Here is a 22,476-nt window from a genome sequence, read left to right on the forward strand (position 1 = left end):
GATGCGGATCGTGTGCCGGAAGTGCCCGGAGGGGGACTTGAACCCCCACGTCCGTTAATAGGACACTAGCACCTCAAGCTAGCGCGTCTGCCATTCCGCCACCCGGGCCGGTGGTTCGTGCGAACGACGTTTACCTTAACCTACCCCCATATTTCCCACAAATCCGCAGTTCACGGAAGGATTTTCCAGAAAATGAAATAACAAGCGCGAAAGTTCGTGTAGAAGTGGAAACCATGAGCTATTCCTACGCCCACGATCCCCGTTTCCCCGGCCCCGATCCGTACGCCCCGCTTCACGCACTCCCGAAATTTCCGCTCCATTCCCACGACTTCGAGGATGGCCAGCGCCTCCCCGCCGAGCTCACGGCGCCCCATTCCCGCTCCCCGCACCTGGCCTGGTCTAGCCTCCCCGAGGGGACCAAGTCCCTGGCCATCACCTGCTTCGATCCGGACGCCCCCACGGCCGCGGGCTTCTGGCACTGGGCCGTGTGCAACATCCCGACGACCGTCTCCGAGGTCGCCAGGGGAGAGACCATTGCGGACGCGCTGACCCTGGTGGGGGACAATGGGCAGCGGGCCTACTACGGGCCGCAGCCGCCCGAAGGCCACGGCCCGCACCGCTATCTCTTCGCCGTGCATGCCGTGGATGTGGAAAAACTAGACGTCGATGCTGACACCCGGCCCACCGCGCTCGGGTTCCAGCTCTACTTCCACTCCCTGGGGCGCGCTGTGCTGTGGGGCTGGTACGAAAACTAGTCCACCCAGGGGCGCCCGCAGCCCACGGCCTCGGCGATGTTATGAAAACCCTGGGCGCGGATCTGGTCGGCCAGGCCGCGGTGAATGTTGCGGATCCAATCCGGGCCGCCATAGATCAAGCCGGTGTAGCCCTGAAGCAGGGTCGCTCCCGCGGCAAGACGCTCCCAGGCCTGCTGCGGAGTCTCGATGCCCCCCACAGAGATCAGCACCAGCCGATCTCCCACCCGCTCACGGAGTCGGGCCAGGATCTCCAGGGAACGAGCCGCCACCGGGGGACCGGAGACCCCACCGGGGCCAAGCTCCTCGACCTTACGGGTGGCCAGCCCCTCCCGGGAAACGGTGGTATTGGTCGCCACGATGCCGGCCAGCCCCAATTCCAAGGCCAGATCCGCCACCGCGTCGACATCCTCATTGGAGAGATCCGGGGCGATCTTGACTAGCACGGGGGCATCGGTGGTCTCCTGCACCGCCTGCAGGATGGGGCGCAGGGATTCCACCGCCTGTAGGTCTCGCAGCCCGGGGGTATTGGGGGAGGAGACATTGACCACCAGGTACGTGGCCAGGTGCTCCAGGAGCTTGGCCGAACGGCGGTAATCCTCCACCGCCCCCTCCAGGGGAACCACTTTGGTCTTGCCGATATTTACCCCCACGATGTCGTCGTAGCGACGGCGGTACAGATTCGTGGCCACCTGGGCCGCCCCGGGGTTGTTAAAACCCATCCGGTTGAGGATGCCACGATCCGCCTTGAGCCGGAACAACCGGGGCGTGGGATTACCCGGCTGCGGGGAGGCGGTTACGGTGCCGATCTCCGCGTACCCAAAGCCCAGGGGCGTCCAGAGGTCGGGGGAGTTCGCGGACTTATCGAAGCCTGCCGCCAATCCCAGCGGCCTGGGGAACACCACCCCAAAGACCTCCTGTTCCAGGATGGGGTCGCGCACCGGCATCACGCGCCCGATCAGTCGGTTGAGGGGGCCCACAAACTGCAACATGCCCAAAACGTCACTCACCATGCCGTGAATGCGCTCTGGGTCAAGGGTAAAGAGTCCTTTGAGGATCAGTTGGTAGGCGGTATTGCGAATAGCACCCATGGGGAATCCTTACGTGGAAGAGGTGGGATCGTTGATCACTTGCAGGCCCTCGCCCTCGGCAGAGGCCAGCACAAGGCTGCCGGAGTCGAGGGCTACTAGCGAGGTGGCCCGGGCCACGGTGGGCAACTCGTAGCGCCGCTGCGGTACCCCCTTCGAGATGTCCCAGCCGGTGAGCACGTTACCCGCCGTGGAGGCCACCCAGGCCAGGCGATGACGCTCATCCCAGGCCACGGCCCAGGGCGATTCCGGCACCGGCACCGTTTGATGCAGACGGATGACTTCGTCGGAGGTGTACACCGCCAGCTGATTGCCCGTGGTGTCGGAGGCAAGCACAAGCCCCCGGGGGCCGACGGCGATGCGCCCCACCCCCAATCCCACGCGCAGACGACCCCCCTGGCGCTCGTGCGAGCGGTCGATGTTCTGGATCGTGGTGTCCTTCGCCCAGGTGCGCACGATAGCGTCGGGCGCACCGTCTAGGGGAGTAGAAAGCAGCTGGGTGGTGGGGGCCGCGACCTCGATCACGGTAGGATCACCGGCCTCAGGATAGATCGCCACCTCGCCCTCGGCGTCGTTGGCGGTGACCAGCTCGCCGCCGCTGAGCACCGTGGCGGCGGTGGCCGGACGCTCCACCTGACGCACCTGCTCGTGGCGGGGATCGCGGGCCGGGTAGAAACGCACTTCCCGCCCGCAGGCCACCACGAAGGCCGAGTCCGTAGCGGTGAGCTCCCCGCACTCCGGGGAAAGCGCCACCGTGGTCGCAGAGTCGGCGCGCAGATCCTCCAGGGTACCCACGGTCAGGGCCTCGGGGGAACGCAGGGCCACGACCTCCCCGATGTTCTCCATCGCCTGCACCCGGGCCACCGGCTCCGGCAGTGCGATGACCTCGCCAGCGGGCCGGATGCCGGGGGGCGAGGGAACGGCCGTGGCATCCCCCATCCCCTCTCCGAGGTCCGAGGAGACCTGAGATTGGCAGCCCGCCGCGAGCAACGCCGCGCACGTCAGTGCGAGCGTGGCCGTGTACTTCGCCCTCTTTGCCGTCTTCACACTAGGAGACTCTAGCAGTGCCCTCAGCGCGATATATCGTCAAGCGCTTTCTTAATCGGCCCCGGCAAGGTACCCCTGACGCAGCGCTCAATATCCTCCGGGGCGCGAGCCTCCACGAGGGTGGAGGCCACGGTCTCGCGCTGGCGCACCCACGCTACCGCCGCCGTCGCCGCGGACAGACCGAGACCCTCCGCCGCCGTGCGCAGGGCCTCGGCAATCTTGCCCGCACGCTGGCCGCGCAACCGGGAGGCATGCGGGTCATCGGGGGCGATCTCCCCGGTGAGCACTCCGTGTGCCAAGGGATTGGCGGCAATGATACCCACGCCCAGGTGCTCAGCGGCCGGCATCACCTCCAACTCCGCCTCGCGCATCAGCAAGGAGTACGGCATCTGTGCCGCCACCACGGCTCGGCACGCGTGAGTCACGGCAAGCTGCCAGCCCGAATAATCTCGCACCCCGGCATAGCACACCCGTCCGGTATCGATCGCGTAATCTATCGCGCCCGCCACCTCCGCCACCGGGGTATGCGGATCCCAGTAGGCCACGCTCCACAGATCGAGGTGATCCAGGCGCAGCCGGGTGAGTATCCTGTCGAGGTCGTTCAGCAGGGCACGGCGCGAGCAGTCCACCCGCCGGCCCGCCGGGGAGTCGGGATTGACCCCGGAGGCCGCGGAGAGCACTAGGTCAGACCGGTCAAGCATGCGGACGACGCCTTCCACCGCATCCACCGTAGAAATGTCCACCAGGTTGCCCCCGGCGTCGAGAAAAGCATTCAGGATGGCCGGGGTGGTATCCATCGCCACGCTTCGCCCCCAGTGCGCCGTGCTCAGCCCCAACGCGGAGACCCGCAGTCCGGATTGCCCCAGTGTTCTTACCTCCACCGTCCCCAGCCTAGTAGTAGGGTCGTGCGGGTGACTGACATGACCGTGTTTGCCTCCGCTGCCGCCGACACCGCGCAGATGTCCTGGATTCAGGTGATCGTCCTATCCATCGTGCAGGGTCTCACCGAATTTCTTCCCGTGAGTTCCTCCGGTCACCTGCGCATCGTTTCCGAACTATTCTGGGGCGCCGACGCCGGGGCGTCCTTTACCGCCGTAGTTCAGCTGGGCACCGAGCTGGCGGTGGTGGTGTACTTCGCCCGCGATATCGCCAGGATCATCGGCGCCTGGTTCCGAGGCCTGGTGCACCGAGAGCATCGCGGCTTTGACTATCGCATGGGCTGGATGGTGATCGCTGGCTCCGTACCCATCGGCATCGCTGGGGTACTTTTTCAGGACGCCATCCGCGATACGTTGCGCAACCTGTGGATCACGGCCACGGTACTCATCCTCTTTTCCTTCGTTTTCATCCTCGCCGAGCGGGTGGGCCGCAAGGACCGTTCCTTCGAGGAGCTCACCATGAGGGATGCCCTCGTCATGGGCATGTGCCAGTGCTTAGCCCTCATTCCCGGGGTCTCGCGCTCCGGCGGCACTATCTCCGGCGGTCTCTTTCTGGGCCTCGATCGCGAAGTAGCCACTCGTTTTTCCTTCCTGCTCGCCATTCCCGCCGTCATGGCCTCCGGCTTGTTCTCCCTCAAAGATGTCTTTGACCCCACGGTGGGGCAGGCCGCCTCCGCCGGACAGCTCCTCGTAGGTACGGCGATCTGTTTCGCCCTGGGGTATGCCTGCATCGCCTGGCTACTGAAGTTCGTGGCACACCACTCCTTCGCGTGGTTTGCCGCCTACCGCATTCCCCTGGGCCTTGCGGTGATGGTCCTCCTGACCGCGGGCCTGCTGTAGTCCTCGACCGCCACGGCTCTCTTCACCTGCCGGTTCCTCCCACCTGCGGGGCGAAGGGTTAGGGTGTATGCCATGCATTCTTGGCCCTCTCCCTCGATTCCCCCCGTTCCCGGCCCCCCGGTGACGCTGCGCCTCTACGATACTGCCGATCAGGCCGTGCGCGAGGTGGAGATCCCCGAGGATGGCCCGGTGGGCGTCTACGTCTGCGGCATTACCCCTTATGATTCCACGCATCTCGGTCACGCGGCCACCTATCTGACCTTCGACCTGATCCATCGAGTGCTCCTGGACAACGGGCACGCGGTGCATTACGTGCAAAACATCACCGACGTGGACGATCCCCTCTTCGAGCGCGCAGACCGCGACGGCGTGGACTGGCGCGATCTGGGTACTGCCCAGATCGATAAGTTCCGCGGGGACATGGAGACGTTGAGCGTGATCCCGCCACAGGACTACGTGGGGGCCATGGAATCGGTAGACGAGGTCATCGAGATGGTATCCGCTCTTCTGGACCGGGGAGCGGCCTACACCGTCGATGACCCGCGTTACCCGGACGTATACGCCTCCGTCGATGCCACCGAGCACTTCGGCTACGAGTCGAACTATTCCGGGGCACAGATGGAAAAGTTCTTTGCTGAGCGCGGCGGTGACCCCGAGCGTCCCGGCAAGGTACACAGCCTCGATGCCTTGGTATGGCGCGCACAACGCCCCGGCGAGCCCGCCTGGGATTCCCCCTTTGGCCCCGGCCGCCCTGGCTGGCATATCGAATGCTCCGCCATCGCCACCAACCGCCTGGGGTCACGCTTTGCGGTGCAGGGTGGGGGCTCCGACCTGATCTTCCCGCACCACGAGTTCTCCGCCGCGCACGCCGAGTCCGCCCTCGATATCGAACGGATGGCCGGCCACTACGTGCACGCCGGAATGATGGCCTTGGCCGGAACAAAGATGTCTAAATCCCTAGGCAACCTCGTGTTCGTCTCCGACCTCGTGCGCGCCGGACACGACCCCAGCGCCATCCGCCTGGGAATTTTTTCCGCGCACTATCGCAGCGACCGCGACTGGTCCGAGGAGGTTCTCGCCACTGCGGAGCGCCGCCTAGCCTACTGGCGGGAGGCCGCCCGCCGCGGCGGTTCCCCCGAGCACGCGCGGGCCGTGGTAGCTGAGGTTCGCCAGCGGCTCGCCGATGACCTCGATACCCCCGGCGCGCTGGCGGCAATCGACGAATGGGCGCGTACCTGCTCCGACGAGGGGCAGGGCAGTGCCGTGGAGGCCGCCGTCGAGGCGCTGCTGGGCGTGCGTTTCTAGACGCCATGCCCCACAATGGTTCCATGAGCACTCCCGCCACCGCCGTTCGCAGCGAGTTTGAACCGGCCATCGAGCAGTTCCTGACCGACCTCACCACGTTCGTCTCCGGGGCCTACCTCCACGAGGAAGAAAAAGACCGGTGGGACCAGCCCTTCGACCCGGACGCCCTGGAGGAGCTGGGGACGATCCTGCACACCCTGCTCGATCGCGTGGAGGGGGAGTCCCCGCAGGCGGTGCCCGTTTTCCTGCGCGCAACCATCGCGGAGCTGCACGCCTTCAATGACAAGCATCACGGAGCCGTGCTGGAGCCGGAGGAGTATGCGGAGCTCAACGATCTCTTCACCGCCCTCGCACGCACCGCCGGGGTGCCCGAGGAAGCCCTCAATGACCTGCCGATCCTTGAGTAAACCCGGAATGCCCCGTGCCATTTTTTGGGACATGGACGGCACCCTGGTGGATTCCGAGCCGCTCTGGGAGATCGCCACCTACGAGCTCAGTGAGCGCCTGGGGCGGCGCATCACTGCTCAGCAGCGCGACGCTACGGTGGGAGGTTCCTTCGACAACACCCTGCGAATCTGCGCCGAGCACGCCGGCGTGACCGTGACGGCGTCCCAGGCCCGGGATCTCCACGACTCCATGTTTGCCCGGATGGGCGAGCTCTTCTCCCGCTTTCTGGTTCCCCGCCCCGGCGTGCGCGCCGTGCTCAGCGCCCTGCATCGGCACGGGATACCGATGATGGTGACCACGAACACCGAGCGATCCCTGGCCGATACCGCGATCGCCGCCGTCGGCGCCGAATTCTTCTGCGGCTCGGTGGCCGGCGACGAGGTTGCCAGGTTTAAGCCCGCCCCCGACATGTATCTTGAGGCCGCTCGCCGCGTCGAAGCGCCGCCGGAGGACTGCCTGGTATTCGAGGATTCCCCCGCCGGGATGCACGCCGCCGTGGCGGCCGGATGCCGGGTCATCGGCCTGCCGGAGGATCCCGCCGATCTGGTATCCGGGGCCCTGCTGATGCAGGATCTACACGGCGGGTCTCGCTCTTTTACCGAAGTGAGCACGGAGGAGATCGCACGATGGTTCACCCTGAGCGCCCGGGCATGAAATAATCTTCCAGGTGAAGAACTTTGACTCCCTGTATGAGCAGTTGCAGTCCCGCGCCCAGGCCAACCCGGAAGACTCCGCTACCGCCGCGGCCCTCGCCTCGGGTATTCACGGCATCGGTAAGAAAGTGGTAGAAGAGGCGGCCGAGGTGTGGATGGCCGCGGAATACCAGTCAAAGGAGGAGCTGGCCGAGGAGATTTCCCAGCTGATGTATTGGGCCCAGGTCGTCATGCTCTCGCGCGGACTGACCCCCGACGACGTGTACCGCTACCTGTAGGAGAATTCACCATGATGCGCATCGCCGTGCCCAACAAGGGTGCCCTGGCCGACGTGGCCGCCACCATTCTCAAGGAGGCGGGCTACGCCACCCGGCGGGACCCTAAGGCCCTCACTGTGATCGACCGCACCAATAACGTAGAGTTCTTTTTCCTGCGCCCCAAGGACATCGCCATCTACGTGGCCTCGGGGCAGCTGGACCTGGGGATCACCGGCAGGGATTTGGCCGCAGACGCCCAGGCCGAGGTCGTTGAGGTGCTCTCCCTGGGCTTTGGCGCTTCTACATTCCGATTCGCCGCCCCCACAGGCCAGCAGTGGACGGTGGCAGACCTGGAGGGGCGGCGCGTAGCCACGGCCTACCCGCACCTGGTGGGTACCTACCTGGAGCAGCAGGGGATCGAGGCCACCGTGATCCGGCTGGATGGGGCCGTGGAAGTCTCCATCAAGCTCGGCGTCGCGGACGCGATCGCGGACGTCGTTTCCACCGGCGCCACCCTGCGCCAGCAGGGCCTGGAGCCCTTCGGAGAAGCGATCTGCCACTCGGAGGCCGTGGTAGTCAGCCGCACCCCCGAAATTACCCCCGAGCAGCGTGTGATGTTGCGGCGATTTGAGGGAATTGTCCACGCGCATCACTATGTAATGCTCGACTATAACGTCGAGCGCGAACGCTTAGACGAGGCCACCGCCATCACACCGGGCCTGTCCGGCCCCACCATTTCGCCGCTGACCAGGCCTCATTGGGTGGCGGTACGGGCCATGATCCCGCGCGCGGAGGCCAACGAGGTCATGGACGCCCTGGCCGGGGTGGGTGCGGAGGCAATCCTCGCCACGGATCTACGTATAGCGAGGATCTAGGCAAAACCACATCCTCGCTAGGATGGAGGCGTCAATTCACCCCATCGAGAAAGGACGCCGTTTCCCCATGGCCACGTCCAAAAAGACTGCCAAGGTTAAGAATCAGGAAGCGAGCACCCCCACCCCGGGTACTCGAACGGAGGAGGATCTACTGGGAACCATGGAGGTGCCCTCCTCCGCCTACTACGGCATTCACACCCTGCGCGCCGTGGAGAATTTCCAGATTTCACGCAACACCATCAACCAGGTGCCCGCATTCATCCGCGGCATGGTGCAGGTGAAAAAGGCCACCGCAATGGCCAACCGCCGCCTACACACCCTGCCCCGCAAGAAGGCTGAGGCGATTATCTGGGCCTGCGACCAGATCCTGGACAAGGGGCGCTGCATGGATCAATTCCCCATCGATCTCTTCCAAGGCGGGGCCGGAACCAGCCTCAACATGAACACCAACGAGGTGATCGCAAACCTCGCTCTGGAACACTTAGGCGAGCCCAAGGGTTCCTACGACATCATCAACCCCAACGACGACGTGAACATGTCGCAGTCCACCAACGATGCCTATCCCACCGGCTTCCGCCTGGGGGTGCACAACGAGCTGATGCGCCTCATCGAGGCCTACGATGCCCTCCAGTCCGCTTTCCAGGCCAAGGGAGCGGAGTTCGAGGACATCCTCAAGATGGGACGCACGCAGCTCCAAGACGCCGTTCCCATGACCCTGGGCGACGAGTTCCGAGCCTTTGCCTCCAACCTCAGCGAGGAGCAGGCCATCATGCGCACCGCCGCCGAACGCCTCTTGGAGGTCAATCTCGGGGCCACGGCCATCGGCACCGGGGTCAATACCCCGGCCGGGTACCGGCACCAGGTGGTGGCCGCGCTCAGCGAGACCACCGGCCTAGAAATCAAGTCCGCCAAGGATCTCATCGAGGCCACCTCCGATACCGGTGCCTATGTCCTGGCGCACTCGGCTATCAAGCGGGCCGCGATGAAGCTCTCCAAGATCTGCAACGACCTGCGCCTGCTCTCCTCCGGCCCCACGGCGGGTCTCCACGAGATCAACCTACCCCCGCGCCAGGCGGGCTCTTCCATCATGCCGGGGAAGGTCAACCCGGTGATCCCGGAGGTGGTCAATCAGGTGTGCTTCAAAGTCTTTGGCAACGACCTCACCGTCACGATGGCCGCCGAGGCCGGCCAGCTGCAGCTCAACGTGATGGAGCCGGTGATCGGGGAGGCCCTGTTCGAATCGTTGCGCATTCTGCGCAACGCGGCGGACACGCTGCGCACCAAGTGCGTCACGGGCATTACCGCCAACGCCGAGGTGTGCCGGGCCTACGTGGAGAACTCCATCGGCATCGTTACTTACCTCAACCCCTTCATCGGCCACCACAACGGCGATCTCATCGCCAAGGAGGCTGCCGCCACCGGGGCCAAAGTGCGAGACCTCGTGCTGGATAAGGGACTCATGGATAAAGAAACCCTGGACCGGGTCTTGTCCAAAGAGAACCTGATGCACCCGGAGTTCCGCGGCACCATATATCTGGATGATTAAGCCCGGCGGCTTAACCCATATCACAGAAGTTGCCCAGCCCATATCCCGCACAGGATAATTGCGGTGCCATACAACCGCATATCGGAAAGGGCTTTCTCCGATGCTTATCCTGCACATTGCGATCGTTCTCGCGGCGATCGTACTGGGCGCCCGGCTCGGTTCCATCGCCATCGGCTTCGCCGGTGGCCTCGGCGTCTTGCTCCTGGGGCTCGCCGGCGTTCCGGTGAGCCGGGAGGATATTCCCTTCGACGTCATTGGCATCATCATGGCGGTCATTGCCGCCATCGCTGCCATGCAGCGCGCCGGGGGAATGGATCTCCTGGTGTATTGGGCGGAGCGGTTCTTGCGCCGCAATCCTCGCCAAATCACGTTCTGGGCTCCGGTGGTCACCTACCTCATGACGGTCTTTGCTGGCACCGGGCATACCTCTTTTTCCACGCTGCCGGTGATCGTGGAGGTGGCCAAGGAGGGCAAGGTACGCCCCTCGCGGCCACTATCGGTGGCGGTGGTGGCCGCGCAGATGGGCATCGTCGCCTCGCCCATCTCGGCAGCCGTGGTCTTTTTGGCCTCGATTCTCGAACCCCTGGGGGTGTCCTACCTCAGTCTGCTAGCGGTGGTGATACCGGCGACATTCCTGGCGATCTTTCCCACCGCATGGCTGTGCAATCGGCTGGGCAAGGATTTAGAGCACGATCCCCACTACCGCGAACGCGTGGAGCAGGGCCTGGTCAAGAAACCCTCGATCGGATCCGGATATACGCCCACCCGCGCCGCCACGGTCTCCGTGGGAATCTTCCTCGCCGCCATCGTGCTGGTGGTGCTCTATGCCACGCTCACTTCCTCCCAGGTGGGCCTCATCGAGGACCCCACGCTGCCGCGCAACGAGGCCATCATGGCACTCATGCTCAGTGCCGCCACCGTCATCGTCGTGGCGACCAAGATTCCGGCCGGAGATATCCTGTCCACCCAGGTTTTCCGCTCCGGTATGTCCGCCTGCGTCTGCGTGCTGGGCGTGGCCTGGCTGGGCACCACCATCATCAAGAACAACATGGAGGGCATCGAATCGCTGGCCGGCTCCGTGCTCCAATCCAGCCCCTGGTTGCTGGCCGTGGTACTCTTCTTCGCCGCCGCGCTACTGTACTCTCAGGCGGCCACCACCCAGGCCCTCATGCCTGCCGCGCTGGCCATGGGGATCAGTCCGCTGACCGCCGTGGCCGCCTTTCCTGCGGTCTCAGCCCTCTTCGTGCTGCCCACCTATCCCACTTTGCTGGCCGCGGTGGAGATGGACGATACCGGCTCCACCCGCATCGGCAGGGCCGTGTTTAATCACCCGTTCCTCCTTCCAGGGGTGGTGTATACGGCCATCTCCGTAGCGCTGGGCTATCTCTTCGGCTCGGTTCTGCTCTGATCGCCGTCCGCACGGCTAGGCTAGAGGCCATGAGCCTCACCGACGTCGAGATTGCCCAGGCACACCGCCTCGAGCCCATTACCGAGATCGCCCGGCGCGCGGGCATCCCCGATACCGCACTCATCGCTTACGGCGCTACCAAGGCCAAGGTGGATGTTCGCGCCCTGCCGCAGCGCAAGCTGGGCCGGCTCGTCCTGGTCACCGGGATGTCTCCCACCCCCGCGGGGGAGGGCAAGTCCACCGTGTTGATCGGCCTGGCCGACGCGCTGCGCGCCGCGGGACACAACGCCATCGCCGCGCTGCGTGAGCCCTCCCAGGGGCCGGTCATGGGGATCAAGGGTGGGGCCGCTGGCGGGGGCTACGCTCAGGTGGTGCCCATGGAGGACATCAATCTGCACTTCACCGGCGATTTTCACGCGATCGCCGCGGCCACCAACACGCTGGCGGCGCTCATCGATAATCATATTCATCAGGGCAACGCCTTGGGCATCGATCCGCGTCAGGTCACCTGGCAGCGTTGCCTGGACGTCAACGACCGTTCCCTGCGCGGGGTCATCACCGGCCTGGGTGGCAGGGCTCACGGCGTGCCCGCAGAAACCGGGTTCACCATCACCGCGGCCAGCGAGATCATGGCGGTGCTGGGCCTGGCGGAGGATGCGGCGGATCTCAAGGAACGCCTGGGCCGGATCACGATTGGATACACCTACTCCGGCGAGCCGGTAACGGCCTCGGACGTGCAGGCACAGGGCGCACTGGCGGTACTGCTCAAGGACGCCCTGCACCCGAACCTGGTGCAAACCTTGGGCGGTACCCCGGCCCTGGTGCACGGCGGCCCCTTCGCCAACATTGCCCACGGCTGCAACACGCTGCTGGCCACCCGCACCGCGTTGCAGTGCGGGGAGGTGGTGGTCACCGAGGCGGGCTTCGGCTCCGATCTGGGGGCGGAGAAGTTCTTCGATATCAAGGCCCGCTACGGGCTGGACGTGGCGGGTACCGTCGTCGTGGCCACCATCCGTTCCCTCAAGTTCAATGGTGCGGCGCAGGATTACTCGGTGGAGGATACCGAGGCGCTGCGCCGAGGTCTGGTCAATCTGGAGCGTCACGTGCGCAACGTGCGCAAGTTCGGGGTGGAACCTGTGGTGGCGCTGAATCTCTTTAGCGGGGATACCTCGGCGGAGCGTGCAATGATGCAACGGTGGGCCGAGGCGGAAGGCGTGCGGCTGTGCGAGGTGGAGGTATGGGCGCACGGCGGGGCGGGGGCGAAGGAACTGGCCCAGACCGTCATGGAGAACCTCGGCGGGCCGGCGCGCCCACTCTACGATCCTCGAGATGGGGTGGAGGAATCCATCGCCATCATCGCCAGGGAAATCTACGGCGCCGAGGCGGTGGAGTTTTCCCCCAGGGCGAAGAAGGATCTCGTGCTGCTGCGCCGCCACGGTTGGGATCGGCTGCCGGTGTGCATCTCCAAGACCCAGTACTCCTTCAGCGACGATCCCTCCGCACTCGGCGCACCGCAAGGTCATACCCTGCACGTGCGCGAATTGATTCCGCGCACCGGGGCCGGCTTCGTGGTGGTGCTGACCGGGAATGTGATGACCATGCCGGGTCTGCCCAAGAAGCCCGCGGCCAACGCCATCGACATTGACCCCGATGGGACCGTCAGCGGCCTGTTCTAACCCTCGTCTCCGGGCCAGCCGGGGTACTCCGGCGGGGTGCCGCCAAAAGCGGGGCAGTGTTCCTGGAAGGAACACCAGCCGCATAGCTTGGAGGTCTTGGGGGCAAAGGTTCCCTCCCGACCATCGCTGACGATATCCCCCCATAGCCGGGCGAGATCGCGCTCGAAGTATTCCAGCTCCTCCTTGGAAGGGGCCAGCACCATGTCGTCGCGTACCTTAAGGTACATGAGGCGGAGCTGATCGGGGATGCGTCCGTGCAACCGCCAGTACACCAGGGCGTAGAAGCGCATCTGAAATTGAGCGCTCTGGGAGTAGCGCGGCAGCGGCTTCTTACCGGTTTTATAGTCGACCACGCGCACCTGCCCGGTGGGGGCGATGTCGATGCGGTCAATAAATCCGCGCACCGGCACCCCGTTGGGTAGGGTGGTTCCCACGTATTGCTCGCAGGAGTGAGCGTCGAATCCCTGGGGGTTTTCCATCATGAAGTACCCCTTGAGCAGGCCGCGGCACTCCACTAAAAAGGGGTAGGTCTTCGGCACCAGCTCCCGCAGTTCCGGGTCCTGCTGACACATCTTTTCCCAGTTGGGCGCGAGCCTCTTGACGGCGGCGGGGTAGTCGCGCTCAGAGCGTGGCCAAGAATGCAATTCCTCGAGAACAGCGTGCACAAGGGTGCCCTTGACCTGGGCCACGGTGGCGGGCTCGGGAAGCTTATCGATGGCGCGGAAACGATAGAGCAGCGGACATTGCTGGTAGTCGTTGGCGCGCGAGGGGGAAAGGGCCGGAGAGCTCATGGCTTACCAGCCTAACCATGATTGACTAGAGAGCATGAATGAAAGCATCGACTTCCTCGATTTCCTGTCCGCCTCTCCCAGCGCGGCCCACGCCGCCCACGAGGTAGGCCGCCGCCTGGGTTTTAGCCCGGTGGATCCGGCCACGACCTGGGAGCTGCCGTCCGGGGGATACCTGCTGCGCCGAGGCGGGGCCATCATCGCGTGGTGGATTCCGGATTCCGTGGGCCCGGATTCCGGTGTGCGCATCATCGGGGCGCACACCGATTCGCCTGGTTTCATGCTCAAACCTCAGCCGGAGCGACGCAGCACGGGCTGGCCACAGGCCGGGGTGGAGGTTTACGGTGGGCCGTTGCTGTCCTCCTGGTTCGATCGAGAGTTATGCCTGGCCGGGGAGGTGGTACTAGCGGATGGTTCCAGCACCCTGATCCGCACGGAGCCGGTATTTCGGCTGCCCCGCCTGGCCATTCATCTCGACCGCGACGCGGAGATCAACAGGCAAACGCACGTGCAACCGATTCTCACGCTGGAAGAGGCCACGGTCAGCGAGGTCATCGCCCAGGCCGCGGGTGTCGCACCCGAGGATATCTTCGGCCACGAACTTATCCTTGCGGACGCCCAGCCGGGGCTGCTCAGCGGGGATCTGCTGGCCTCGGGCAGGCTGGACAATCTGACCTCGGTATACGCGGGAATGCGCGCGCTTGACCGGGCGGTAACCTCCGGGGAGGCTGGTCAGGATGTGTGGATGCTGGCAGCCTTCGACCACGAGGAGGTCGGCAGCGCCAGCACGCGCGGGGCGGCCGGACCCCTGCTGGGAGAGGTGCTCGATCGCATCGCGGTCGCCTGTGGGATCGATCCACGTCCCATGTATGCGCGTTCCACCATGGTCTCGGCCGATGCCGCCCACGCGGTGCACCCCAATTATCCGGAGAAACACGATTCCGAGCACCGCCCGCTGCTCAATCACGGACCGGTGATGAAGATCAACGCCAATCAGCGCTATGCCTCCACCGCGGCCACCACGGCAATGTGGCGGCGCTGCTGCGCGGCCGCCGGGGTACCCACCCAGATCTTTGCCGGTAATAACGCGGTGCCCTGCGGTTCCACCATTGGGCCGATCTCCGCCACGCGCCTGGGCATCGACACGGTAGATGTGGGCATCCCGCTGCTATCCATGCATTCGGCCCGCGAGGTGTGCGGGGCCCAGGACATGGTGTGGTTCCGGGAGGCTCTTGAGGCATACTTGATCGACAGCTAGGTATCCCGTCTTTAAGGAGAAACACCCCTCATGGCCTACTCCGGCCCGTTCCAGCCCGGCGATCGCGTTCAGCTTACCGACGCCAAGCGGCGGCATTTCACCATCGTGCTCACCGAAGGCGGGGTATTCCATACCCACAAGGGGCAGATCTTTCACGACGACATCATCGGTCTCGATGAGGGCAGCGTGGTGCGTTCCGTCCAGGGCAGCGAGTTTCTCCTGTTCCGCCACCTGCTCGTCGATCACGTCCTGTCCATGCCCCGCGGGGCGGCCGTGATTTATCCCAAGGATGCCGCCCAGATTCTGGTGGAGGGCGATATCTTCCCCGGCGCGCGGGTGCTGGAGGCAGGCGCGGGTTCTGGTGCGCTGTCGATGTCCCTGCTGCGAGCGGTGGGGGAGAAGGGGGAGGTGTTTTCCTACGAGATCCGCAAGGATCACCTAGAGTACGCCGAGAATAACGTGGACGACTACTTCGGTTCCCGCCCCTCCAACTGGCACCCACGCCTGGGAGACTTTGGCCAGGTGCGCGCCGCGGATCTCGGCGGGCCGGTAGATCGGATCATCTTGGACATGGTGGAGCCCTGGCATTTCCTGGATACCGCCCGCGATCTGCTGATCCCCGGCGGTGTGCTGATGACCTACGTAGCCACCGTGCCGCAGCTGATGAACACGATGGAGACGATCCGCGAGCTGCGATGCTTCGCGGAACCGCGCGCTTGGGAGTCCCTGGTGCGTGATTGGCGGGTGGAGGGTCTGGCCACCCGCCCGGAGCACCGAATGAACGCGCACACGGCCTTCCTGGTGAGCGCGCGTCGGCTGGCCAATGGGGTGACACCGCCGCGCCCGCAGCGTAAGGCGCGTCGATAGCCGTTATTTGCTTAGGCTAGGCTAGACACATGACCAGCCCACGCCCCGACACCTGGACACTCGATCTTGCCGATGAGGTCAAGGAGCTCAAGCGCAACAACAAGTATCTGGGGGAGCGCAACGCCAAGCTGGCGGAGATGCTGAAGTCTTCCCGCGACAAGCTCTCTAACCTCTATCAACAGCTTGAGGAGATGGCCGCGCCGCCCTCAACCTATGGTACGTTCCTGGAACGCTCGGACGATGGCTCCTCGGCCGAGATCATGAGCCAGGGGCGGCGGCTGCGCGTGCCCATGTCCCCGATGGTATGCCTGGCCGATCTCATGCCGGGCGCAGAGGTCCGCCTGGGCCAGGGCCACCAGCTGCTAGAGGGCACCGGTTTTCGCACCACCGGGCAATTGGCCACCATCCAGCAGCTCATGGGGCGGCATCGGGCCGTGGTGGAGGATTCCACGGGGGACAAGCAGGTCATCCGCCTGGCCGGCCCGCTGCTGGAGCACCCACCCAAGGTGGGCGACACGCTCATCTACGACCCCAAATCCGCCTATGGCTTCGAGGTCGTGCCCCACTCCGAGGTCGCCCAGCTTTCCTTGGAGGAGGTCCCCAGCGTCACCTACGAGGACATCGGGGGATTGGACGCCCAGATCGAGCAGATTCACGACGCCGTGGAGCTCCCCTTTAGTCATCCGGAGCTCTACGCCGCCTACGATCTACGTCCGCCCAAGGGGGTCTTGCTCTACGGGCCTCCGGGGTGTGGAAAGACGCTGATCGCCAAGGCCGTGGCGCACTCGCTATCCCGACGCGGCGGCTCGGCCGCCTACTTCTTCAACGTCAAGGGCCCGGAACTGCTCAACAAGTACGTGGGGGAAACCGAGCGGCAAATTCGCACGATCTTTGAGCGCGCCCGGGAGTTGGCCTCCGGGGGGAGGCCGGTGATCATCTTCTTTGACGAGATGGAGTCGCTCTTTCGCACCCGCGGCTCCGGACGCAGTTCGGATGTGGAGACCACCATCGTGCCTCAGCTGCTCACGGAGCTCGACGGGGTCGAAAGCCTCCACAATGTGATCGTCATCGGCGCCACCAACCGCGAGGAGCTGATCGATCCGGCGATCTTGCGGCCCGGGCGCCTGGACGTCAAGATCCGCATCGAGCGCCCTGGCCCCGAGGCCGCACGCGATATCTTCCGCCGCTACATCAGCGGGGTTATTCCCGTGGCGCAGCCCACGGAGGAACTCATCGAGGCCGCCGTGGCGGAGATGTTTGCCCCGCGCCCCTACGTGGAGTTGACCTTAAGCGACGGCTCCACGGCGGTGCTCCACTACGGGGACTTCGCCTCCGGGGCTATGATCGCCAACGTGGTGGATCGGGCCAAGAAGATCGCCATCAAGGAGCACCTAGCCGGGGCCTCCCGCGCGGGCATCAGCGCCGACCACATGCGCGCCGCAGTGGCGGCGGAACAGCGCGAAAGCGAGGATTTGCCTAATACCTCCAACCCGGAGGAATGGTCGCGCATCGTCGGACGCCAGGACGCGCGCGTGATCGAGGCCCGGGCACTTCGATATGGTGAGAGCCATGGCACGGTTCCTGGGAACTGAAACGGAGTACGGGATCGCCACGCCCAGCGAACCCGGGCTCAGCCCCATTATCACCTCCAGCCACGCGGTGGTGGCCTACGCCGCCGCGCACACCGGGGCGCGCTCGCGCTGGGATTATCAGGACGAATCGCCCCTGCGAGATACCCGCGGCTTCGATCTGCGCCGCTACCACACGGTTCCGGTGGTGGACCCGGACGCGGTAGGCGTGGCCAACGTCATGTTGCCCAACGGCGCCCGGCTCTACGTCGATCACGCCCACCCGGAGTATTCCTCCCCGGAGTGCGCCGATGCCTGGCAGGCCCTGCTCTACGACGCCGCCGGGGACGTCATCATTTCCCAGGCCATCCGGGATGTGCAACGGCTCAGCGAACACAACACCTCCGTGCTCAAGGGACACGAACCCTGCCCACCGCTGAAAATCTATAAAAACAACGTGGATGGCAAGGGGGCATCCTACGGATCCCACGAAAACTATCATTATTCCCGGGACACGGACTTCGAGGAACTCAGCCAGGCCCTCATTCCCTTCTTCGTCACCCGCCAGGTCCTGGTGGGGGCCGGACGCATGGGCATCGGCGAGGAAAGCCAGGACGACGGGTTCCAGATCTCGCAGCGCGCCGATTACTTCCGCCAGGAGGTCTCCCTAGAGACCACGCTCAACCGGGGCATCATCAATACCCGCGACGAGCCTCACGCCGATGCCGAGCGCTACGGCCGCCTGCATGTCATCGTGGGCGATGCCAACCGCTCGCACACCTCCACGCTGCTCAAGCTCGGAATGACCTCCCTGGTCATCGACGCCGTGGAGGCCGAGGTGGACTTTAGTGATCTGCGCCTGTGCGACCCAGTGGGGGATCTCACCCGCGTTTCCCGGGACCTCGATCTGCGTGTGCGTCTAGCGCTTCGCGACGGCCGCGAGCTCACCGCCCTGGAGATCCTGGCTCAGTACCGGGCGCGCGTGCGCCCGCTCAGCGCGACGGACGCACGGGTGCTCGCCGCCTGGGACGAAGCCGCGGCCCTGCTGGCCCACGACCCGATGGCGGCCGCGCACCTGCTGGACTGGGTGGCCAAGTACGCGCTCATCCGCGCCTACCAGGAACGCGGGGCGACGCCCGGGGATCCCCGACTGCGCCTAATCGATCTGCAATACAGCGACGTGGATCCGCAGCGCAGCCTCTATAGTGCGCTGGTGCGCAAGAAAAGAATGCGCACCCTGCTCAGCGCCGAGGAGATTGCCCGAGCCGCCGTCGCACCGCCGGCCCACTCCCGGGCGTGGCTGCGCGGCCAGCTCCTGGCTCGCTTCCCGGCAGAGATCGCCGCGGCCAGCTGGCAGTCCCTCGCTCTCGATGATCTGCGTCTTTCTATGCCAGAAGTCGGCCGCCTCACCGAGGCCGAGGTCGGCGACCTGGTAGCCAGGGCCACCAGCGCCGCCGAGGTCCTGCGCGGCCTGGAAAAACGCGGCTACTCCGTCCACCATTACACCCCTTCCACTGCCTAACCCAAGGAGGTCTTTGCCTTGTCCGAGCACACTCACCTTCACCGCACCGCCGACGGCAACCAGGACGATCCCGCAGGAGAGGCCCTGGATCACGCCCAGGTGCAGATCAACACCCAAGGCACCGACGACCTCCTCGACGAGATCGACGGCCTCCTGGAGGACAACGCCGAGGAGTTCGTCAACTCCTACGTTCAGAAGGGCGGACAATAAGAGCCATGTTCCGCCGGATCTTTGGCATAGAGACCGAATACGGGCTGAGCACCGGCCGCCGGGGCCTGAGCCCCGAGGACGTCGCCCGAGAGCTGTTTCGCCCCGTGGTGGAGAAATACGCCAGCTCTAACGTGTTTCTCCCCAACGCCTCACGCCTGTACCTCGACGTGGGCGCGCACCCGGAGATCGCCACGGCGGAATGCGATAGCATACCGCAGCTTATCGCCCACGAGCGTGCCGGGGACGCGGCGGTAGACGAGCTGGCGCTGCGAGCCCAGGAGGCTCTGGACACCCCGGTCTACCTGTTCAAAAACAACCTGGACTCCGTGGGCAATTCCTACGGCTGCCACGAAAACTACCTCATCGGCCGGAGCACGGTGCTCAAGACCCTGGGTCGGCAATTGCTCGCTTTCATGGTCACCCGGCAGATCATCTGTGGGGCCGGAAACATCGACGGGACCTTCCGCTTTTCCCAGCGCGCGGAGCAGGTGTGGGAGGGGGTGTCCTCAGCCACCACCCGCTCGCGACCCATCATCAATACCCGCGACGAGCCCCACGCGGATTCCTCCCGTTACCGGCGCCTGCACGTGATTGTGGGAGACTCGGTGATGGCCGAACCCACCCTGGCGCTCAAGGTCGGTTCCACCCTTTTGGTCTTGGAGATGATAGAGGAGGGATACCCGCTACCGGACTGGGAGTTGGCCGATCCCATCGCCGCGATCCGCGCCGTCAACAAGGACGCTCGCGCTGTCCTCACGCTCACGGATGGCACCACTCTCAGCGCCCTGGATCTCCAATCAGCACTGTGCGCGGCCGCACAGGAATGGCTGGCTCACCGCCCGCAGGACCCTCACTTAAGCGCCGTGGTGGATCTGTGGCGGCGCGTATTAGACGCCCTGGAAACGGGGGATTACTCAGCCATTGACCGGGAGATCGACTGGGCCATCAAGTATTCGCTGCTGGAACGCTACCGCCAGCGCCTAGATTGCGGGTGGGAGCATCCGCGCCTGGCCCAGATCAACCTCGCTTACCACGACATTCGCCCCAGTCGGGGCCTGGCCCGCGTGCTGGAATCCAAGGGATTCATCCGCCGATGGATCACCGAAGAAGAAGCCGCCCTGGCCACCGTCACGCCGCCGCAAACCACCAGGGCAAGGCTGCGCGGGCAGTTTCTCTCCCGCGCGCGGGAGCTTCACGCACCGGTCACGGCGGATTGGCTGCGCCTGAAGGTTAATCGGCCCGAGCCGCGCTTGGTTGAACTCGACGACCCCTTTGCCGCCGTGGACGCCCGGGTCGATGACCTCGTTTCCTATATGGAGGAGCATCATGGCCGTGCGCGGCAGTGATCTCGAACGCCTGGTGAACCTCACCTTCGCCTTCCTCCACGCCACCCGCACCGGGCGGCCTTACCTCACCGGACGGTGGCTGCGCGAGCACGTGGCCGGATACGGCGGAGTCAGCGAGGACACCGCCCGCAAGCGCCTGCAGCGCGACTTGCGCACCCTAGCTCAGGCCGGGGTGCCCCTGGAGCGGAGCAAAAGCGACGGCGTTGCCTCCTACCGCCTGCGCGAGGAGGACTACGAACTTCCGCCCATCGAGTTCACCGCCGAGGAGGTCGCCGTGCTGGGGGTAGCCGGTCAGATGGGACGCGGCGGGCAGCTGGGTGCCTTCGCGCGATCCGGCTGGGCCAAACTCGCCGCCGGTGGTGCGCATCGAGACCTGAGCGAGGCCTCCCCGGAGATCACCGGCAGCGGGGACTGGGATAGGGTCTCCGCCCGCACGCTGACCGCCCTCGTCGCGGCCATCACGAGGAGACGGCGCGTAGAGTTCCATTACCGGGGCACCACGCGAGCGATGGATCCCTGGGGGATCGTCAATCACCGCGATCGGCTCTACCTGGTGGGCTTCGACGTGGAGCGCCGTCAGCCGCGGTCCTTCCGCCTGGTGCGCACCGCGGACTTCCGCGAGATCGGCAAACGCGAGCACGAGGCTGATGGCCAGGATCTCCAGGCCATCGTCGTGACTGCCCTGGAGCGGCATCGGCAGCGGGTAGACGCACGGGTGTGGCTGCGTCCGGGGCGTGTGCTGGCCCTGCGCGAGGTCGCAACGATGACCGGGGAGATCGCGGAACTTCGCGGAGTGGATCGAGATTGGCTGGTGCGCACGGTGGCGGCCCACGGGCCGGACGCGATCCTGCTCGACGACGAGGAACTGCGCGCGGAAATCATCGCACTGCTCAAGGAGGCGCAATGAGCAACCTGCATCGGGTAGAAGAGCTGGTCCGCGTGCTTAACCTCATCCCGTACTTTGAGGCGCACCCCGACCGCTCCGTGTTCGAGGCGGCCCGCGACCTAGGCCGAACGCCCCAGGAGATCATGACAGATCTCAATCGCCTGTTTTGCTGCGGCCTACCCGGGCTGATGCCGGACAACCTGGTGGACATGGTGCACAGCTACACCGCCGTGCGCATCACCAATAACCAGGGTCTGGATCGCGCTCTGCGGCTCAGCGCCGCCGAGGCCTCGGTGCTGCTGATGATGCTGGAGTCCCTAGAAAATCAACCGGGGCTGCTGCCTGTCCCCGCGGTGCGCTCGGCCGCCGCCAAGCTCCGGGCCATCACGGGAGCCACCGCGATCTTCGACTCCGCCCCTCCCCGCAGCGATTCTACGGTGGGGGAGTGCATTCGCCTCGCCATCGCGGAGAAAAAACAGCTGCGCTTCCGGTACGCCTCGGCCAGCAGCGATACCGATGCGGTGCGCGAGGTCTCCCCGCTGCGGGTGGTGCTGGATTCCGGCTACCAATATCTCAGCGCCTGGGAGGAGGGGCATCGCACCTTTCGACTGGATCGCATGAGCACACCGGAGGTCATAGACACACCCGTCGAGGCACCGACGGGCGTGGATTCCTCCTTCGGCCTGAATCGTCAGGCGCGCCTGGAGGTACACCGGGATGCGATGTGGCTGGCCGAGTATTATCCCCTGAGCCTGGCGGAGGATCGAGGCGCGCAGTGGGTGCCCGCCACCATGCCCTATGCCTCCGAACAGTGGCTGGTGCGCTTTGCGCTGAGCAACGCGGACCGGCTGCGGGTGCTCAGCCCCACTCGGGTAAGTTCACAGGTATCTACCTGGGCATCGCGAGCCATCGCCGCCTATGATGGCTCGCAGACCACCACGTTCGATAGAAAGGCCCCTCATGCCTAACCTAGGCGTTCCCGAACTTCTCATTATCGCGGTTCTCCTCGTCGTCCTCTTCGGTGCGCGGCGGCTTCCCGACGCCGCACGATCCCTGGGCCGCTCCATGCGCATCTTCAAGTCCGAGGTCAAGGAAATGCACAAGGATGACGAGGATCCCAAGCCCCTGACTCAGAACCAACCCCAGGCTGCCCCCACCCAGACCACCGCCGATTACCGCGATACCCTATAAATTCGTGA

General features: G+C 65.2%; 23 protein-coding genes and 1 tRNA gene. 19 read left to right on the forward strand and 5 right to left on the reverse strand.

Translation table 11 applies throughout. The features are described 5' to 3' along the window. Window positions 1-22: 22 nt before the first annotated feature. Window positions 23-108 (reverse strand) — tRNA-Leu (locus H7347_RS02980). 125 nt (window positions 109-233) lie between these two features. Here H7347_RS02980 and H7347_RS02985 point away from each other — a divergent pair. Next, entirely contained in the window at window positions 234-755 is a 522-nt protein-coding gene (locus tag H7347_RS02985) for a YbhB/YbcL family Raf kinase inhibitor-like protein (protein ID WP_152821060.1), read from the forward strand. Here the strand turns inward: H7347_RS02985 and H7347_RS02990 are convergent. From H7347_RS02990 to H7347_RS03000, 3 genes are read right to left on the reverse strand one after another with little or no spacing between them, the layout of a single operon-like run. After that, the gene (locus H7347_RS02990; protein WP_152821062.1) at window positions 752-1,843 is read right to left on the reverse strand and encodes a quinone-dependent dihydroorotate dehydrogenase; all 1,092 of its coding nucleotides are present in this window, start codon (window positions 1,841-1,843) and stop codon (window positions 752-754) included. The two genes, H7347_RS02985 and H7347_RS02990, sit on opposite strands and share 4 nt — an antisense overlap. Before the next feature lie 9 nt (window positions 1,844-1,852). Continuing rightward, window positions 1,853-2,887 (reverse strand): hypothetical protein, encoded by a 1,035-nt coding sequence (locus H7347_RS02995; protein WP_186337163.1) that lies wholly within the window; start codon window positions 2,885-2,887, stop codon window positions 1,853-1,855. Between the two features lie 23 nt (window positions 2,888-2,910). Continuing rightward, window positions 2,911-3,768, reverse strand: coding sequence for an aldo/keto reductase (locus tag H7347_RS03000; protein WP_186337164.1), 858 nt, complete (start codon window positions 3,766-3,768; stop codon window positions 2,911-2,913). A 78-nt stretch (window positions 3,769-3,846) separates the two neighbouring features. Here H7347_RS03000 and H7347_RS03005 point away from each other — a divergent pair, with 78 nt between their 5' ends. The 9 genes from H7347_RS03005 (at window position 3,847) to H7347_RS03045 (ending at window position 12,832) form a co-directional block, all read left to right on the forward strand. Continuing rightward, window positions 3,847-4,665, forward strand: coding sequence for an undecaprenyl-diphosphate phosphatase (locus H7347_RS03005; protein ID WP_152821359.1), 819 nt, complete (start codon window positions 3,847-3,849; stop codon window positions 4,663-4,665). Window positions 4,666-4,737: 72 nt separating this feature from the next. Continuing rightward, window positions 4,738-5,970 carry a cysteine--1-D-myo-inosityl 2-amino-2-deoxy-alpha-D-glucopyranoside ligase gene (gene mshC, locus H7347_RS03010; RefSeq protein ID WP_152821068.1) on the forward strand — a complete coding sequence of 411 codons (1,233 nt, stop codon included), beginning with the start codon at window positions 4,738-4,740 and terminating at the stop codon, window positions 5,968-5,970. A gap of 23 nt (window positions 5,971-5,993) precedes the next feature. After that, on the forward strand, window positions 5,994-6,377 hold the full coding sequence (locus H7347_RS03015; RefSeq protein WP_152821070.1) for a hypothetical protein: 384 nt from the start codon (window positions 5,994-5,996) through the stop codon (window positions 6,375-6,377). Between the two features lie 7 nt (window positions 6,378-6,384). Further along, on the forward strand, window positions 6,385-7,071 hold the full coding sequence (locus tag H7347_RS03020; RefSeq protein WP_152821072.1) for an HAD family phosphatase: 687 nt from the start codon (window positions 6,385-6,387) through the stop codon (window positions 7,069-7,071). Between the two features lie 13 nt (window positions 7,072-7,084). Next, window positions 7,085-7,348 carry a phosphoribosyl-ATP diphosphatase gene (locus H7347_RS03025; RefSeq protein ID WP_186337165.1) on the forward strand — a complete coding sequence of 88 codons (264 nt, stop codon included), beginning with the start codon at window positions 7,085-7,087 and terminating at the stop codon, window positions 7,346-7,348. Window positions 7,349-7,359: 11 nt separating this feature from the next. Beyond that, entirely contained in the window at window positions 7,360-8,202 is an 843-nt protein-coding gene (hisG, locus tag H7347_RS03030) for an ATP phosphoribosyltransferase (RefSeq protein WP_152821074.1), read from the forward strand. Window positions 8,203-8,269: 67 nt separating this feature from the next. After that, window positions 8,270-9,748: an aspartate ammonia-lyase gene (gene aspA, locus H7347_RS03035; RefSeq protein WP_152821076.1), complete on the forward strand. Its 1,479-nt coding sequence runs from the start codon at window positions 8,270-8,272 to the stop codon at window positions 9,746-9,748. Window positions 9,749-9,848: 100 nt separating this feature from the next. Further along, window positions 9,849-11,156 carry an anaerobic C4-dicarboxylate transporter gene (locus H7347_RS03040; RefSeq protein ID WP_152821078.1) on the forward strand — a complete coding sequence of 436 codons (1,308 nt, stop codon included), beginning with the start codon at window positions 9,849-9,851 and terminating at the stop codon, window positions 11,154-11,156. 29 nt (window positions 11,157-11,185) lie between these two features. Then, a complete protein-coding gene (locus H7347_RS03045; protein ID WP_152821080.1) occupies window positions 11,186-12,832 on the forward strand; it encodes a formate--tetrahydrofolate ligase in 1,647 nt (548 codons plus the stop codon). Here the strand turns inward: H7347_RS03045 and H7347_RS03050 are convergent. Beyond that, complete coding sequence (locus H7347_RS03050; protein WP_152821082.1) at window positions 12,829-13,623, reverse strand: RecB family exonuclease; 795 nt, start codon at window positions 13,621-13,623, stop codon at window positions 12,829-12,831. The two genes, H7347_RS03045 and H7347_RS03050, sit on opposite strands and share 4 nt — an antisense overlap. Before the next feature lie 34 nt (window positions 13,624-13,657). On the opposite strand from H7347_RS03050, the gene H7347_RS03055 reads away from it, so the two are divergent. The 9 genes from H7347_RS03055 to tatA are packed head-to-tail and all read left to right on the forward strand — an operon-like array spanning window position 13,658 to window position 22,468. Then, window positions 13,658-14,878: a M18 family aminopeptidase gene (locus H7347_RS03055; RefSeq protein ID WP_152821084.1), complete on the forward strand. Its 1,221-nt coding sequence runs from the start codon at window positions 13,658-13,660 to the stop codon at window positions 14,876-14,878. Window positions 14,879-14,908: 30 nt separating this feature from the next. Then, window positions 14,909-15,745: a tRNA (adenine-N1)-methyltransferase gene (locus tag H7347_RS03060; protein WP_152821086.1), complete on the forward strand. Its 837-nt coding sequence runs from the start codon at window positions 14,909-14,911 to the stop codon at window positions 15,743-15,745. A gap of 29 nt (window positions 15,746-15,774) precedes the next feature. Next, on the forward strand, window positions 15,775-17,337 hold the full coding sequence (gene arc / locus H7347_RS03065; protein ID WP_152821089.1) for a proteasome ATPase: 1,563 nt from the start codon (window positions 15,775-15,777) through the stop codon (window positions 17,335-17,337). Continuing rightward, window positions 17,315-18,835, forward strand: a complete 1,521-nt coding sequence (gene dop / locus H7347_RS03070) for a depupylase/deamidase Dop (RefSeq protein ID WP_152821091.1) — start codon at window positions 17,315-17,317, stop codon at window positions 18,833-18,835. Before arc ends, dop begins: the two co-directional genes overlap by 23 nt. Before the next feature lie 18 nt (window positions 18,836-18,853). Beyond that, complete coding sequence (locus H7347_RS03075; protein ID WP_152821093.1) at window positions 18,854-19,045, forward strand: ubiquitin-like protein Pup; 192 nt, start codon at window positions 18,854-18,856, stop codon at window positions 19,043-19,045. Between the two features lie 5 nt (window positions 19,046-19,050). Continuing rightward, window positions 19,051-20,391, forward strand: a complete 1,341-nt coding sequence (pafA, locus tag H7347_RS03080) for a Pup--protein ligase (protein ID WP_152821094.1) — start codon at window positions 19,051-19,053, stop codon at window positions 20,389-20,391. Next, window positions 20,372-21,298, forward strand: a complete 927-nt coding sequence (locus H7347_RS03085) for a YafY family protein (RefSeq protein WP_186337166.1) — start codon at window positions 20,372-20,374, stop codon at window positions 21,296-21,298. The genes pafA and H7347_RS03085 overlap by 20 nt, the downstream gene beginning before the upstream one ends. Continuing rightward, a complete protein-coding gene (locus tag H7347_RS03090; RefSeq protein ID WP_152821098.1) occupies window positions 21,295-22,245 on the forward strand; it encodes a YafY family protein in 951 nt (316 codons plus the stop codon). Before H7347_RS03085 ends, H7347_RS03090 begins: the two co-directional genes overlap by 4 nt. Further along, window positions 22,238-22,468: a Sec-independent protein translocase subunit TatA gene (gene tatA, locus H7347_RS03095; RefSeq protein ID WP_152821100.1), complete on the forward strand. Its 231-nt coding sequence runs from the start codon at window positions 22,238-22,240 to the stop codon at window positions 22,466-22,468. The genes H7347_RS03090 and tatA overlap by 8 nt, the downstream gene beginning before the upstream one ends. Window positions 22,469-22,476 lie beyond the last annotated feature (8 nt).

It is taken from the genome of Corynebacterium sp. zg-331 (genome assembly GCF_014267345.1).
Classification (GTDB): domain Bacteria; phylum Actinomycetota; class Actinomycetes; order Mycobacteriales; family Mycobacteriaceae; genus Corynebacterium.

What these genes read in the sequence shown, in the direction of transcription:
- H7347_RS02985 (WP_152821060.1), top strand. Translation starts at nt 234, where the DNA reads ATGAGCTATTCCTACGCCCACGATCCCCGTTTCCCCGGCCCCGATCCG.
- H7347_RS02990 (WP_152821062.1), bottom strand. Translation starts at nt 1,843, where the DNA reads ATGGGTGCTATTCGCAATACCGCCTACCAACTGATCCTCAAAGGACTC.
- H7347_RS03005 (WP_152821359.1), top strand. Translation starts at nt 3,847, where the DNA reads ATGTCCTGGATTCAGGTGATCGTCCTATCCATCGTGCAGGGTCTCACC.
- mshC (WP_152821068.1), top strand. Translation starts at nt 4,738, where the DNA reads ATGCATTCTTGGCCCTCTCCCTCGATTCCCCCCGTTCCCGGCCCCCCG.
- H7347_RS03015 (WP_152821070.1), top strand. Translation starts at nt 5,994, where the DNA reads ATGAGCACTCCCGCCACCGCCGTTCGCAGCGAGTTTGAACCGGCCATC.
- H7347_RS03020 (WP_152821072.1), top strand. Translation starts at nt 6,385, where the DNA reads ATGCCCCGTGCCATTTTTTGGGACATGGACGGCACCCTGGTGGATTCC.
- hisG (WP_152821074.1), top strand. Translation starts at nt 7,360, where the DNA reads ATGATGCGCATCGCCGTGCCCAACAAGGGTGCCCTGGCCGACGTGGCC.
- aspA (WP_152821076.1), top strand. Translation starts at nt 8,270, where the DNA reads ATGGCCACGTCCAAAAAGACTGCCAAGGTTAAGAATCAGGAAGCGAGC.
- H7347_RS03040 (WP_152821078.1), top strand. Translation starts at nt 9,849, where the DNA reads ATGCTTATCCTGCACATTGCGATCGTTCTCGCGGCGATCGTACTGGGC.
- H7347_RS03045 (WP_152821080.1), top strand. Translation starts at nt 11,186, where the DNA reads ATGAGCCTCACCGACGTCGAGATTGCCCAGGCACACCGCCTCGAGCCC.
- H7347_RS03050 (WP_152821082.1), bottom strand. Translation starts at nt 13,623, where the DNA reads ATGAGCTCTCCGGCCCTTTCCCCCTCGCGCGCCAACGACTACCAGCAA.
- H7347_RS03055 (WP_152821084.1), top strand. Translation starts at nt 13,658, where the DNA reads ATGAATGAAAGCATCGACTTCCTCGATTTCCTGTCCGCCTCTCCCAGC.
- H7347_RS03060 (WP_152821086.1), top strand. Translation starts at nt 14,909, where the DNA reads ATGGCCTACTCCGGCCCGTTCCAGCCCGGCGATCGCGTTCAGCTTACC.
- arc (WP_152821089.1), top strand. Translation starts at nt 15,775, where the DNA reads ATGACCAGCCCACGCCCCGACACCTGGACACTCGATCTTGCCGATGAG.
- dop (WP_152821091.1), top strand. Translation starts at nt 17,315, where the DNA reads ATGGCACGGTTCCTGGGAACTGAAACGGAGTACGGGATCGCCACGCCC.
- pafA (WP_152821094.1), top strand. Translation starts at nt 19,051, where the DNA reads ATGTTCCGCCGGATCTTTGGCATAGAGACCGAATACGGGCTGAGCACC.
- H7347_RS03085 (WP_186337166.1), top strand. Translation starts at nt 20,372, where the DNA reads ATGGCCGTGCGCGGCAGTGATCTCGAACGCCTGGTGAACCTCACCTTC.
- H7347_RS03090 (WP_152821098.1), top strand. Translation starts at nt 21,295, where the DNA reads ATGAGCAACCTGCATCGGGTAGAAGAGCTGGTCCGCGTGCTTAACCTC.
- tatA (WP_152821100.1), top strand. Translation starts at nt 22,238, where the DNA reads ATGCCTAACCTAGGCGTTCCCGAACTTCTCATTATCGCGGTTCTCCTC.